Raw genomic sequence first — 13702 nt, 5'->3', positions numbered from 1 at the left:
CCAGATGCCGATTTCCGCGTGAGGGAACCTTGACTTACCATGAGGCATGTTTTGGCAAATTCTCAGTCGGTCGCCTATTCTCGCGGGTGTCGGCGACGCAGCCGGAGCCGTGATCGGCGCCTACCAGGGAAACCATCCCCGATCGAGACGAGCAGAACCTCTGGGCCAACCCAGCATAAAAGCTCAATTCGGTCGGCGCGTTGCCGCGGAATCCGAAGATCGCGCCACGACCCGGCGCTTCCTTTATGATCGCTTCGACGAGCGCCGACAGACCGCCAATGCCGCGCCGCATGTCAGTCTCCCGCAGGCCAAATAAATCCGCACATTTCCTGAAAGCCCGATCATGCCGCCACACAGGCGACTAAGGATGCCAGCATCTGTCGCTCGATGTCTGCTGGAACTTTCAAACCGCGACCGTTTCGGAGCAAGATCTTGATAAACACCGGCGCCAGCAAAACGCTAGGCTTCTGCTCGAGGCCTAGGTCGTCCATCAGTTGCACCGAAAAACGATGGCGACGCACTAAAGTGGCTCATTGTCTTTCGCAATATTCGGATCTGACCCGGATGGATATAATGCCGACGAGCTATATCCCCAATGCGCACGCCGAGCTGATCTGCCTCCGCCAATATATCCAACTTAGCCTCTTTCGATCATCGCCGCCCACGCTCAACGCCGGAAATAATCTCCATGCGGGCCATGCCAACCTCCCCGATCTGTTATCAATGCTAGCACCAATGCTGGCTCTAGTCCCAGAACATCGCCGAACTGGCCCGTTCAGCAAAATCCGCTCACCGGACGCTCATCGCCCAAGGCGCCTGCAATCTGGCGGTCGCCCCCCTCCACCACGGTCATGTTGTCGCAATGTTCATGACCGACAAGACAATGACGGTGGAGGTGACAGAGCGATGCGACTTTTGCTGGTCGAAGATGAGACGGAGCTCGCTGTTGGGCTATCAGCGGTCTTAAGCAAGCATGGTGTCGTCACTGACCACACCACGCATCTTCGCGACGCGCGCGAGTTGACACTTCAAATAGAGTACGATGCGATTCTTCTCGATCGACGCTTGCCTGATGGAGATGGATTGACGTTTATTCCCCAACTAAGGCGATCGGGGATCGAGACGCCGATCATTGTGTTGACGGCGAGAAACGAGCCGCTGGAGCGCGTTGAAGGTCTGGACCTTGGTGCGGACGACTATCTCGGTAAGCCCTTCTTGGCAGAAGAGCTGATGGCGCGGCTGCGCGCTGTGCTGCGGCGCCCCGTCAAGATTGCCGAGCCCAGCATTAGCATCGGTCGAATGGTCATTGATCCGTTGAATTTTAACGTAACGATTGACGCCATTTCGCTTGACCTTCCTCGGCGCATACTTTCCGTTCTTGTAACGCTTGCCAAAAGGAAAAATATGACGGTCCGCCGATCGACGCTTGAAGCGGCCGTCTACAATTACGAGGAAGAGATCCAGTCCAACACCCTTGATGCGCACATTTCTCGCCTGCGTAAACGATTGGCAGATGCGAATGCAGGCGTGACAATCCACAATATCCGCGGTGTCGGATATCTCATGAAGGAAGAATGAGATAGGTGTCCGACAGCTCAAGAAACAGAACAACGCAGCTCCCCCGGTGGCAGTACGGCCGGCAATTCAGCTTGATCATCATCGCGCTTCTAGCGTCAATCATCATCGGTCTCTGCATCTGGTCTATCGCAATGATGTCGCCGAACATCGTCATGAAGAACAGAATTATTTCGTCAATCTCCCAAGCCATCACACGCGATGACAAACGGCGGCTGATTCTAATCGCAACGCCGGAACTGGAGGAGCTCAAGAAACAGAATAGCCGATTATGGTTTGTCGCCGCCACTGCGGACGGCGCCTCCACATCTTATGGTTCGCCTCCAGCTATATATGCTGCGCTTACTCATTTTGTGCACTACTTCGATGCTGCCGATATCCAAAATTCTCTCCTCACAAACGAAGTCGCGATGATCGAGAACATTGAAACGTCGGAGGGCGGCCTACGGATCATGTTCGGCGGCGTTTCCGGCAAGAACTGGCCGCTTCTGGCACTATTTTTCAGACTATTCCCGGTCTACGTTTCTTTGATTGCGATTGCCTGTCTGGCCGTTTGTCTGACCGTTCCCAGAATTGTGAGACATTCTCTGGCACGAGTGAGTGCGGTTGCGCAAGAGGCGGCGGAGATTGATCTCACTCATCATAGAGCGCGCCTCCCCATCGAAGGAATACCCGATGAAGTTGCTCCACTTGTTGTCGGCTTCAATGAAGCACTTGAACGCCTGGAAAATGAAGTAAGGAAGCGCCAACGTTTCCTGATCGACGCCGCGCATGAGCTGAGAACCCCGATTGCAATCATGCTGACAAGGATCGACGGCATGAATGACGGTCCGGAACGGCGGCGATTATTGGACGATATGGCTCGTTTGGCCGAGACCGCGGAACAGCTTCTCAATTTTGAACGCCACGATCAAATGATCGACAGCAAGGAGACGGTTGATCTGGTTGAGATAGCGCGCACTGTCGTTGCGGATCTCGCACCGCTAGCAATTTCCGCAGGTTACCAGATTTCGCTTGAGGCCGACGTGGAGAGCCTTTCCTACGAGGGTAGCCCTTCCGCCTTGCCTAGAGCGATCACTAACCTCGTTCGCAATGCTGTCGATCATGGCGGCAATGCAGGAATGATCACCGTCTCCGTGTCGGCGGACAGACGAATTGTCGTGTCAGACGAAGGGCCGGGAATTCCGGTAGAACATCAGGAACTGGTTTTTGAACCATTTTATCGCGCCGCACCGAAAAGTACCGGCGCTGGGCTTGGCCTGAGCGTCGTAAGGCAGATCATCACCAATCATCACGGCAAAGTGAGCCTTGAAAGTGGCCCCGAGGGCACGCGGATCGTCATTCAGCTCTGATGGGAATGGCGGCGAGATCAAGCGTAGCGATGTCCGGGCATTGCGACCAACAGGGACCGGAACCCAAGACAGCATGTTTGAGGCCCTCCAGACCCACGCCGCTGCAGAGAAGGGCCTTCATAGCTAAAGATTTGGCAGTCGCCAGTGACGATCGCGTGGAAGCCAATGAAACTAGGAGCCAGTTCCGCAAAATTGGTGAACCGAGCTCGCTGACGCACGTCTACCGTGGAACACCCGCTGAAGCGTTCATCCCAACACTGGCAGCCCGAGCTATGGCTCCATCGCTCCCCGTCGCAAGACTGCTGACTTTGCTGGTCACCGTGCCGTCCCCGAGACGGCCCGCATCATCCCTATTGAGGTCAATGCCGAGTAACTTCACCATGGTCGGGTTTTCGGCGAAAATGGAATGATTGAGGCCGTCGTTCCCTTTGATATCGGACATGTTCACCACCACCACGCCGTAGTCGGCGATATCCTTTGTGTCGAGATAGTCGCCGAGCCGCGGCTTACTGCCGGCGAGCCAGCTCGACATGTCTAGGACACGGTCCCGGTTCGACGCCAGCACAATGAACGGCCGGCTCGGCTTGCCATAGCGCCGCATTTGGCTCTTGAACACGTCGACATCGATGTCAGGAGCCGCCAACACCACATTGCCGAGCTTGCCCGAGAGATCACGATCATTGGTCATGGCGAGTTGGCGCAGCGCCTCCATCGTCAGCCAATTGCCGAGCGAGTGAGCCACAATATCAACGCGAGTGGCGCCGGAGCTGACCACCAAGCGCAGTGTGTCCTCCAGCGCATCGCGCGCGGCCATGGCACTGTTGGTGTCATAGACATAGTCGAACGGCTTGCCGGCTGAAGCCCAGGTAAACAGCACCGGCACGCCTTTATAGTTGGCATCCTGACTGATCTGCGTGATGCGATAAACAGCGTCGTCAAACTGAGTATTGAAGCCGTGTATATAAACCAACACCCGCCCGCCCCGCGCTTTAATCTCGCTGCGCAAAGCGCTCGAGAACATCTTGCTGTTGCCATAGCGGGCGACACCAGTCGCGGTGAAATATTTGGCGGGATTGGCCAAGCTATCGCTCGGACGCTCGATGTAGCCCACCTTGTGGATGGTTGGCACGGTGACATTGGTCATGGCGTAGAACGGCGTTGGTGCGCGTGCGCCGGAAAAGACTTCGTGCAGATCATTGACGTGGGCGCGGGTGGTGACAATAAAAACCTCGTGGCTGGCGAGAATCGCCTCATCTGGCGCCCTGATGCCAACCTCGCCGATCAGTTGGTGACGCTCTTGCTTCGCGCATCCCGCCAACCAGAAGGCGCTCGCAAGAACCAGCCCTCGCAGCATCAAAGATATTATCCGTCGAAGAACGGCGTAGCTCATTGCGTGCTGCTCCATTGTCCTCGTCGACTTACCTGGTGTGGTCCAGCACGCCAACTGTCACCATCATTTAATTATGAGGGTAAAGCCCAAAAGATCATGACGTCCGGATTCAGCAATGGCTCTCCCAGGCTCTGCCCGGATATGACGGCCAAATATCCAAGAGCCAGTGATATCGCAATTATCAGCAACCACTTAAACGGGCGCGATGCATTTTCAGGCCTGCTGCCTGTACAGATGATACCAATCAACAGGCATAGTTGACCGGCTGCGGTCGTAGCAATGAGAAGGAAAGCAGATGTCCACCTATCGACTTCGAGAAGATAGAAGTCGAAAAACACAGAGATAACGACAGTGAACAAAACAAAGAGGCAGAGGATTATGCTGCAGACCGACAATCCGCCACCTTCCAATTTCTGTCGCTGATGTCTGAAATTTTTAATGCAGATACGGTTCATATTTTACAGAATCCTAACAAAAAATCCGCTTCGATTTTGACATGATATTCAGCTATAAATCACTCACAGCCTATGGCCTCTCCATCAGACAAATGAGATCCAGCAGAATGATAATTCTCCATATTTACGTACAGAGATGAATATAGAGGCGTTATCACCTGATGATATTTCAATATGAACATGAAGATCGGTCCACTTAGAAGTGATGTCATCATTACGGTGACCGTAATAGATACAAGAATGAACGATTTTAGCCTGTTAGGCATATCGCCTCGCTTGATACAGCAACCTTCTGAGAAGATGGCTTATACGCGCATGCAATTTTGCGCCGATATCTTGACAATTGAGTAGAGACCTTTTTGAAAGTCGTCACCTGCGGTGTGGCGATGCTACTGAATGTTGGGCACTTTCGTTGGGGCAACGCCTGCGCGATCCGTCCAGGATGGTGGTGCCCCTAACCCACCGGCGACTACACCGATGAGTCCCTTCGTGCCGCCGAATGCCTCGCAGGCGGCATATTTAGGCCGCCCACCCAGCGTAGCTTTAATCTGATCCGTTGATGGCAAGGAGATCTTGAAGTCACCGGGCGGCCTTCCATCCTTGAGCATCGCTGCAAATTGATCACCGAAGCTGGATGCGAGACTATATGCATCTCCAACGTCCGATAGACGCGCGCCGGTCGTGAAAGAGTTGGCTCCTCGCGACCAAATTATTGCAGCGCGTTGAACGCCATAGGCATCGATCGCCTCGCCTTCTACAGCTAGCCCTCCAAACCCGATAGGAAGACGCGGTATTCCAAACCCTATGGCGGCGCTGGATCCGAGAGAGGCCACTTTCGATATTCCCGCGACCGCCTTGTTTGTTGGAACGACATCGCTGATAACCGCCTTGATGGTCAGATCTGCCGGCTGGTCAATTGGGACGATCTGATATTTGCTACTGAGCGCGATACAGAGAGATCGATTGATTGCATTCGAAACGAGTGCCCGATCTTGCGGGGCCTTGATTTGCGCACCGGCGTCAAACCCATAGCCTGTCGGAGAAATATTGACAGTGCGAACGTTGATCAACTCATTCTTATCGACAAAGGTTCGCGATTTGCTCGTATTTCCTGTCGCGGGGCCAAGATTCCTATATGTTGACAATGTGCCTGCGTCCTTAAGAGGAACACTGCTGCACCCGGCCATCGCAATTGCCACGGGCGGGATAAGAAGGAAAGCTGCCTTGAAGTTCATCATCGGCCCCACTTGCGCCGAGGATGGTAAACAGGTCCAAATATAGTCAAATTCAGCTCCATTCGGTTCGCCACGACTGTCGAATGATGGAAACAATTTAACCTCTGACCATTGTGATAGTCTGACCTTGCGTCTCAGTCGCGTTCTCCCGCGGCGGGCGCATGTATTGCAGCGCTTTCAGTCGTATTTCATGGCCCAGCTTCGTCATCGCGCGCCCTGCAATGAGCACTCGCACCAGCCTCCATCACGACGATCGAAGCGTCTTGCTCGGCCGTAAAGCTGAGAAAATGCCGCCTGAATAGCTTCGGCCGGAAGTTGATCTCTTCGGAAAGCAAAACTCTAAGGACCTGGAAGACGTTTTGCCAGATCGACCCCAAACATCATAAGGTGGCCCGACGGTTGATCTCGATCCAATGTGAATCTCGGGCGAAGTGCGCCAATACCGGATATTCAGTGGGAGCGCCTCCACGACCGCATGGGAACCCGCGTCGCTTGAGATGTCAGTTCCGAGCGAGGCGGTGAGCTTGCGCGCGCCGAACGCCTCGGCATCGCTGCAGGAGTTCGGCGGCCTCCTCCACCACGCCTTCATCGGGCTACCGCTATCGGCGTGTCATGACCGCAACTTCCCCCGTTTTACAAGTGTAACCATCGCCATGCACTTGATGTTACGTACGGATCTCAATTCGTTGGTGCACTGACTCCTTTGGATCGCGGATGCCCGTTTCACTAACACTCAGACAGACCGTCGTGATCAAGCTTCACCCATCTGGTTAGCACTTACCGATTTTGCTTTCGCCGTCGGTGCTGAAGCGGTCGAGAATGACGTGGGTTATTCATGCTCGCAGCACATGAGCCACTCACGCCTTGTGCAAATTCTATCGCGCACTGTGCGAAGTTTTCGAATTCGCGCGCAGCACCATCACTCCTACTAATCCGTCTGAAGCAGGCTGCTGGGTGTTCAAACTTTCCTCGGACACCGAGACCACGTCAGCTAGTCCACAGCGAACGCCGACGGAGAGAGACATGTCGAGACCGGCCACCCCACTTCTGATCCTCGTTGCCGTCCTTTTGGCAGCAAACGGCATTCTCGCAACCTCCCTGCCGCTTGGCTGGGCGAGAGACGGACTCTCGTCGCGGACAATTGCGCTATTTGGAGCTTGCCTTTATACGGGTGTACTTCTCGGAGGACTGGCCGGGCAATCGCTCGTCACGCGCATGGGGTGCCGACGCAGCTTCATAATTTTCATTGCCGTCTTCGCTGCGATGAACGCGTCATTTCTACTTCCGGGGCATCCTGTCCTTTTCGCCGCTGCTCGCATCGGAGCCGGCGCTGCGATAGCGGGACTGTATTTGCTCATTGAAAGCAGAATGAACACGATTGCCGCGCCGGCCCATCGGCAGCGGTTGCTGGCACTGTACATGATCATCGTCTATGCCGCTCAGGCAACCGGCTCGGCTGTTGCCGGCCTGATCCCCACGATTTCATTGTTGAGTGCGCTGGCGCTGATTGTCTCCTGCATGTTTTGGTGGAGCAGCTTCCCATCAAAACCTGCCATGATGGCAACGGCGCCGGTTGGTGCTACCCGCGATCTTGTTGCGTTGCTCAAGAGTTCGTCGGCGGCATTGGTCGTCGGACTGGCGGCCGGCATCAGCCTTAGTTGTTTCTACGGGATGGGTCCGCTCTTTGCGACAGCAGCCCTGAAAGATGGTTCTCTTGCCGGAATATTCATGGCGATGGCGATGATCGGCGGGATGCTGGGCCTCGCGGTGACCGGTGGCGTCTCCGATCGCCTTGGTACCGGAACCAGCCTTTCGACCGCCTTGTTGGCGACGGCAATGACTTCCTTCATGCTTGCCGCGAGCATAGATCGCAGCACCAGTTGTATCATGATCATTGCCATGCTGTTCGGCGCTTCAGCGTTCAGTCTCTATCCGCTCGGTTCCGCGGCAATGAACGCAGCTGCGCCTGCAGCACAGCGGATCACTGCCAACTCGGTGTTCATTGTCACAACGGGATTGGGAGGCATGGCCGGGCCGCTGGTCGCAAATGCCCTTCCACGCGCTGTGGCCACACAGGCCCCGTTTCTGGTCATTGGTGCTGCGACACTTATCGGAAGCCTGTTCGTTTTGGTTCGCCTGTTCGTTACACCTGCCGGCACGTCGAGGTCTTGTCACAACTGAACAATGGGGGCGCCAATGCTATGGCGACCTCTGCCGACCCATTACGGCATCTGGTTTCTTGTACTGCGCTCGAACATATCGATGAGATGATCCGCAACCAACCGAACTCTGGGAATCCGAGCAATATCAGGCCGCATGATTAACCACAGCTCGCGTGGCGGCGGAGCCTCTCCCATGTCGAGAACAACGAGATCTTGCCTGGAGTGCGCCAGCCAATCGGGTAGCAGCGCTACGCCATATCCACTGGCCGCCGCCGCAGCCTGTGCCGTCTGGCTATTACTGCGCAGTGCGAACCGTCGCCCGGAAAACCTGCGCTTGACCCAGGCTGCTTCAGGCACGGCTTCGCTGTCGACATCGAAGCCGATGAAAATCGGCGTCTCGCCCGCAGCGACGCGGGCGGCATAGGCATGCGAAGCGTAGAATCCATACTCGAGCGTCGCGACGCGGCGGGTTAGCAACTCCCCCTTGGCAGGTCGTCCCAAGCGGAGAGCCAAATCTGCTTCGCGCCGGGCAAGGCTCAGGTTTCGGGAATCTGCAATCAGTTCGATGTCGAGCTGCGGGTGTGCCCTCAGCAATTGCCCCAGACGTTCGGCGATAAAGCCGTCAGCTAGGCTTCGAACAACGGTTATGCGAACGAGCCCGGCGGTTGCCGTGCCGGCTTCAAGGCGCCTGAATGCCGCAGACGCCGCCTCTTCCATGACAATGGTTTCGTCAAGCACGGCGCGACCGGCCTCGTTCAGAACAAAGCCCTCTGGACGGCGTTCGAATAGTGGCTGTCCGAACACGCTTTCCAGACTTGCCAGACGGCGCGACACCGTTGCGTGGTTGACACGCAAGGCTCGAGCCGTCGCGCTCAATGTGCCGTGACGGACGAGCGCCACAAAATACCGGACGTCTTCCCAATCGAGCGATGCTGTGCGTTTTTTGTCGGCCATTGAGAATAGATACTGAATTATCGCACGAAATGGAACGGGCTATTTAAACGGGGCATTCAAACCGATGGAGACCCCAATGATGACCCTTCCAAAGACCCTGCTTCAGATTGCCGGAGCGCCCCTCACCCCGAGCGCTCTTGATCGCTCGGCTCTTATTTTGATCGACCACCAGCTCGAATATGTCACCGGCGCCATTCCCTTGTCCGGGATAGAAGCCGCCGTCGCCGAAGCGGCAAAGCTGCTCGATCTGGCACGAACCCACAGTGTCCCGGTCTTTCATGTCGTCCATCATGGGCGGCCTGGAGCTGCAGCCTTCTCCCCGCAAGGACCTTATGCGGCAATTATGCCCGAGCTGTTGCCGATCGAGAATGAGAAGGTGGTGATCAAGTCGCTCCCGAATGCCTTTGCCGGCACCAATCTGCATCATCTAATTCAAGAGGTCGGCCGCAAGGAGCTGATTATCGCGGGCTTCGCGACACATATGTGTGTAAGCACCACGACGCGGGCAGCCCTTGATCTCGGTTACCGTAGTACGGTCGTCGCCAATGCAACCGCTTCACGCGACCTGCCGCTCGTTGATGGAAAGGGCGTGATCCCGGCCGAGATCGTTCGCCAGACAGCTCTGGCCGAACTCGCCGACCGCTTCGCCATCATCGTGCCGGACACCGCCATCCTGTCGAGCAGCGGCGTGTGATCGATTGTAGCTGGCAGCGCTCGGCGCTTTCCTGCGCTGCCAGCGACTTAGTCCATTTCATCGGTCCGTGCAGTTCTGCCGCGCGACATATGTCGTCGGCCGAAAGCAGGGTTTAGGCAGCTGTACGCTGGTATCACCCATAGGGATGTTGATCACTAATCAAGGCATGAAATACCTTTATCATGTTCAGCGCCCACCGAAAGAGTGGCACGTGGACTGCCACCGCAGCCGGTACCGATGCAAAGGAATGGGCATTGGATCGGGTATGTCATCTGCCGGCCTCTAGGTCGGCGGTGCTGCTGGTCCGGCAGCATTGGTTGCGATTGCAAGTGCGTTGTTTGACGGGCGGCCGGAGGCAGGCGCCACTTCGATATCGCAGAAGAGATGCAAACGCGTCTGCAGCGCGGCGGTTGGTTTACGCGTTGTGCTGGCTGTCGCACTATCGGTTCGGCGGACTGCCCGCTAGCATAAATTATCGCCGAGTTCCGGGGTGTTGCTCAACTGCCTGTTCAACCTTAAGGCAGAGCGAGTGCAGAAAGCGCCGGAGGCTGAAACGAGCCACGAGGCACACTGATCGCGATCGCAAGCTGTTCCCGGCAATTGACTAGTCGCTCTCCAAGACCCTAGCTATGCGCGCTTGAGGGCGCCACATAGCATAATCTTTCATTGCGCGATCTACGATTAAAAGGTCATTGCTCGAATCAATATTCAATTAAATCTACAGATTATAGATATTAATAACGCCACTAAGCCGGATGCGAACAAATGTCCTACGCTCGAGCTTCCTCAACAAGCGCCCGATTGATGCGCGCGAGAAAGAATTGCGATGCTGCGTAACCATTGCCCAACGCGCAAAGGAGCTGGGGTGCCGGCGCTTCTGGTGACGGAGCATCACAGCTCCCCAGTGCTCGCGGGCCCCTCTCCTGAGGTATTAACCCGTGATCTACCGGTACGCACAAACCACATCCGCATACCTCGAAAAGCATAGCCCACACCACCGGCTCCGCCTGGCGCTTACCGCCACCAAGGAAATTCGCCATGACCCACAATCGTACCCGACGCCTGAAGACACTCACCGGAGCAAGCAGCGTCATTGCTGCTGGAAACGACACAAGCTCCCTTGCGGGCATCACACGTGCTGTCGAACTCGCCCGCAAGGCTGAGGCGGAAAAGATCACCGGGCTGTTCACTGCAGACCTGCTCCAGATTGATCCAGCCGGACTTGCGGGAACCGCCGGAATTCAGGAACCGATCGTTGCGCTTGCTGCTTTGAGCCAAGTTACCTCTCACATCGGGCTGGTCGCCACGGTCTCCACGACGTTTCACTATCCTTACAATCTGGCCCGCCAGATCGGTACGCTCGACCATGTGAGCGGCGGGCGGGCAGGCTGGAACGCAGTAACCTCCTCGGTCGGCGAAGAGAATTTTGGCGAGACATTGCCAAGCCCGGAGGAACGTTATGAACGAGCGGCAGAATTCATCGAAATCGTGAACGCACTTTATGATGCCAATGAACGCAACGCGGCCGAGCGAAGAGTTTCCGGCGCAATCGGTATCGACCCCGCGAAATTCCATCCCATCGACTATCGTGGTAGGCACTTCAAGGTCGACGGCCCGCTCAATGTGCCGCCGTTGCCACAGGGGCGCCCCGTACAGTTCCAGGCAGGACAGTCGGAGGCAGGCGTAACCGTCGGCGCGCGATACGCCGAAGTGGTTTACACCTCGCAACCCAAACTGGAGGATGCCATCGCTTTTGCCACAGAACTGCGGCGGCGGGCGACAAGCTTTGGACGCGCGGTGGGACTGCCTTTGATTATGAACTCCTTCCACTCGGTCATTGGCGAGTCGGATGCGGATGTCGCAAGGCGCTTGAAGGAGAGACACGAGCAGATTGACTACGAGCAAGGGCGCCTGAAATTAGCGGATATGCTTGGCGGTGATCTTGACCTTTCCGAACTGTCGCTCGACAAGCCTTTGCCGGAGGCTCTGCTGCCCGAAATTACCAGTATCAACCGACGGCGCGGACGCGTGGAAGTCTTCCGACGCTATGCGCGAGAGGGGCTAACCTTGCGGCAACTCATCATCCAGGCACAGGAGACCGGCCATTGGTCGGCGGCTGGCACGCCGGAGCAGCTTGCCGATGCGATCGAAAAGCGCTTCCGGGCCGGAATTCTCGACGTAGTTTCTCTGCATGGCTTCGGCAATCCCGACCAGGAGGACTTGTTGGTGAACGGGTTGCTGCCCGAATTGCGGCGGCGTGCAATTGTCGACACCGACTATGTGGGCGATGACTTTCGCTCGAATCTGGAACTACCTGCCTACCCTGCCGCAGGCAACGCGTTGAGTTCCGCCCGACGCGCCTGATCTAACCTTACCCTGTTGAGATAATCCATTTTGAAATAGGTTATGGCGCAACGGCAGATCGAATATCTTAACAACGTCGTTGAAGCCTGTCGTGAAGCGCTGAAACAATTGATCAAATCAGTGAGATGATTCAAGCATAGAAAACAGCCTACGCGATAATCGAAGGTTTCGAGATCATACGCACCTGAGGCAAGGGCCAGGCGGCAATCTTCAACCTGACGGGCAATGTCCATCGAGAAGCACGCATTGTTGCGCAAGCTTTCGATATCGGATCGGCGCGTTGGCGGAAGCGGTCGCTTTACTCGTCCGGCATCTTGAAGATGCGGGATGCGCGACAACGGAAATCAACGTATCGCCCTAGCCTCGCGGAATTTTTGCAACAGAACCGCCAATCTCGGAATTTGCAGCAGAGGTCGCCGCGGCGTTGCAACCACGGTGCTATCCAAGCGCCAGCAGTTCACGGCACAGCTTGGAACCGTGCCATCGAATTATCGTAGCGACTTTCATTGGAATCGCTGAGGCTGAGCTAGCGGCCCATCCGAAAATTGGCGCTGGGCCGCGACGGATCTGCTGCTCCAGCGCTTCGTCTGGCATCAACCAGGGATGGAGGGGGTGCGATATCAGCCCAGGGCTTCTGCGAGCCATTGGCTGACATTACGTGGCGTTAGCCCCAGAAGACGCTGCGCGCTGGTCTCTTCGGCGATGACATTTGCGGGGGCTTCCCACAATGCCGTGTAGAGACCGACGACATTGGCGGCAGCAGGGCCGAACATCGGCTCGATCAGCTTGCCAAATTCGTCGGGCGCCAGCGATTCGAAGGAGACGGCCGTGCTGAATTGCTCTGCAAAGCTGGTGGCCAGATCAGCGCCCTTTACCCCCGGCAACTGGCCGACGCCAACGATGCCGCTCACTGCATGATCGGCCAGTAGCTTCTCGGCCGCCTCTGAGATGTCGAGGTGCGAGCACCAAGAGACGGGAAAATCAGCGCGGATGGGATAGCGTAGCCTGCCTTCAGCTTTGATGGCTTCGAAAACCACCGGCAACATCAGGTTTTCGAGATAAAGGCGCGGTGCAAGGATTGCATGAGAGACGCTGCTTTGACGGATACCGTTTACGAGAATCATGACGGCGCTGTCATCGGGCGCCTGAAGCGCGGTGCCGGGTTGATCAATGATGACGCCGCTGGTCGAGGCGACGACGCGCTTCGGCTTTGCCGCCTCGATGGCAGCAACGATATTCTGGGCGTATTGGACGCGCACCGGCTCCGGTGCTTGCGGCAGGTGAACGAAAACGCCATCGGCATCGCGATAGGCAGCAGTCAGGGTGTCAACCGACCCATTATCTATGGCAACGGCCGACGAACCTTTTAGCTTCGCGGGATTGCGCACTGCGCCGACGACGGCCTTACAGGCGGCAAGCAGGCGTGCAAACAGCGGCTCGCCCTGAGCGCCGGTGGCGCCGTGAATAACGTAAGACATCAGATTCTCCTTCTTGGCTATGGAAATTGGATGTCCATTGGTG

General features: G+C 56.3%; 11 protein-coding genes. 6 read left to right on the top strand and 5 right to left on the bottom strand.

From position 1 onward, the window contains the following. Positions 1 to 34: 34 nt before the first annotated feature. Entirely contained in the window at positions 35 to 292 is a 258-nt protein-coding gene (locus tag QD461_RS31230) for a hypothetical protein (protein WP_414091003.1), read from the bottom strand. A gap of 614 nt (positions 293 to 906) precedes the next feature. On the opposite strand from QD461_RS31230, the gene QD461_RS31225 reads away from it, so the two are divergent. After that, positions 907 to 1578 carry a response regulator transcription factor gene (locus QD461_RS31225; protein ID WP_414091002.1) on the top strand — a complete coding sequence of 224 codons (672 nt, stop codon included), beginning with the start codon at positions 907 to 909 and terminating at the stop codon, positions 1576 to 1578. 71 nt (positions 1579 to 1649) lie between these two features. Further along, entirely contained in the window at positions 1650 to 2927 is a 1278-nt protein-coding gene (locus tag QD461_RS31220) for a sensor histidine kinase (RefSeq protein ID WP_414091001.1), read from the top strand. 220 nt (positions 2928 to 3147) lie between these two features. Here QD461_RS31220 and QD461_RS31215 read toward each other — a convergent pair whose 3' ends face one another. Further along, on the bottom strand, positions 3148 to 4317 hold the full coding sequence (locus QD461_RS31215; RefSeq protein WP_414091000.1) for an alpha/beta hydrolase: 1170 nt from the start codon (positions 4315 to 4317) through the stop codon (positions 3148 to 3150). Between the two features lie 257 nt (positions 4318 to 4574). Between QD461_RS31215 and QD461_RS31210 the strand changes: the two genes are divergently transcribed. Further along, positions 4575 to 4817, top strand: coding sequence for a hypothetical protein (locus QD461_RS31210; protein WP_414090999.1), 243 nt, complete (start codon positions 4575 to 4577; stop codon positions 4815 to 4817). Between the two features lie 344 nt (positions 4818 to 5161). Here QD461_RS31210 and QD461_RS31205 read toward each other — a convergent pair whose 3' ends face one another. Continuing rightward, positions 5162 to 6010, bottom strand: coding sequence for a DUF3313 domain-containing protein (locus QD461_RS31205; protein WP_414091033.1), 849 nt, complete (start codon positions 6008 to 6010; stop codon positions 5162 to 5164). Between the two features lie 1020 nt (positions 6011 to 7030). Here QD461_RS31205 and QD461_RS31200 point away from each other — a divergent pair. Further along, on the top strand, positions 7031 to 8188 hold the full coding sequence (locus QD461_RS31200; protein ID WP_414090998.1) for an MFS transporter: 1158 nt from the start codon (positions 7031 to 7033) through the stop codon (positions 8186 to 8188). 41 nt (positions 8189 to 8229) lie between these two features. Here QD461_RS31200 and QD461_RS31195 read toward each other — a convergent pair whose 3' ends face one another. Beyond that, a complete protein-coding gene (locus tag QD461_RS31195; protein ID WP_414090997.1) occupies positions 8230 to 9123 on the bottom strand; it encodes a LysR family transcriptional regulator in 894 nt (297 codons plus the stop codon). Positions 9124 to 9199: 76 nt separating this feature from the next. Here QD461_RS31195 and QD461_RS31190 point away from each other — a divergent pair, with 76 nt between their 5' ends. Together QD461_RS31190 and QD461_RS31185 are read left to right on the top strand one after the other, a co-directional pair. Then, positions 9200 to 9817 carry a cysteine hydrolase family protein gene (locus QD461_RS31190; protein WP_414090996.1) on the top strand — a complete coding sequence of 206 codons (618 nt, stop codon included), beginning with the start codon at positions 9200 to 9202 and terminating at the stop codon, positions 9815 to 9817. 1038 nt (positions 9818 to 10855) lie between these two features. Next, positions 10856 to 12181, top strand: coding sequence for an NtaA/DmoA family FMN-dependent monooxygenase (locus tag QD461_RS31185; RefSeq protein WP_414090995.1), 1326 nt, complete (start codon positions 10856 to 10858; stop codon positions 12179 to 12181). A gap of 620 nt (positions 12182 to 12801) precedes the next feature. Here the strand turns inward: QD461_RS31185 and QD461_RS31180 are convergent. Then, entirely contained in the window at positions 12802 to 13659 is an 858-nt protein-coding gene (locus tag QD461_RS31180; protein WP_414090994.1) for an SDR family oxidoreductase, read from the bottom strand. Between the last annotated feature and the right edge of the window lie 43 nt (positions 13660 to 13702).

Origin of the sequence: Rhizobium sp. BR 314 (genome assembly GCF_047445805.1) — a bacterium.
Classification (GTDB): domain Bacteria; phylum Pseudomonadota; class Alphaproteobacteria; order Rhizobiales; family Rhizobiaceae; genus Rhizobium; species Rhizobium lusitanum_B.
The sequence above is the reverse complement of the archived record's forward strand: the minus strand, read 5'-3'. Positions and strand labels throughout refer to the sequence as shown.

Bases quoted from the DNA above. Each gene is read 5' to 3' on its own strand.
- QD461_RS31230 (WP_414091003.1), bottom strand. From the start codon at position 292: ATGCGGCGCGGCATTGGCGGTCTGTCGGCGCTCGTCGAAGCGATCATA.
- QD461_RS31225 (WP_414091002.1), top strand. From the start codon at position 907: ATGCGACTTTTGCTGGTCGAAGATGAGACGGAGCTCGCTGTTGGGCTA.
- QD461_RS31215 (WP_414091000.1), bottom strand. From the start codon at position 4,317: ATGAGCTACGCCGTTCTTCGACGGATAATATCTTTGATGCTGCGAGGG.
- QD461_RS31205 (WP_414091033.1), bottom strand. From the start codon at position 6,010: ATGATGAACTTCAAGGCAGCTTTCCTTCTTATCCCGCCCGTGGCAATT.
- QD461_RS31200 (WP_414090998.1), top strand. From the start codon at position 7,031: ATGTCGAGACCGGCCACCCCACTTCTGATCCTCGTTGCCGTCCTTTTG.
- QD461_RS31195 (WP_414090997.1), bottom strand. From the start codon at position 9,123: ATGGCCGACAAAAAACGCACAGCATCGCTCGATTGGGAAGACGTCCGG.
- QD461_RS31190 (WP_414090996.1), top strand. From the start codon at position 9,200: ATGATGACCCTTCCAAAGACCCTGCTTCAGATTGCCGGAGCGCCCCTC.
- QD461_RS31185 (WP_414090995.1), top strand. From the start codon at position 10,856: ATGACCCACAATCGTACCCGACGCCTGAAGACACTCACCGGAGCAAGC.
- QD461_RS31180 (WP_414090994.1), bottom strand. From the start codon at position 13,659: ATGTCTTACGTTATTCACGGCGCCACCGGCGCTCAGGGCGAGCCGCTG.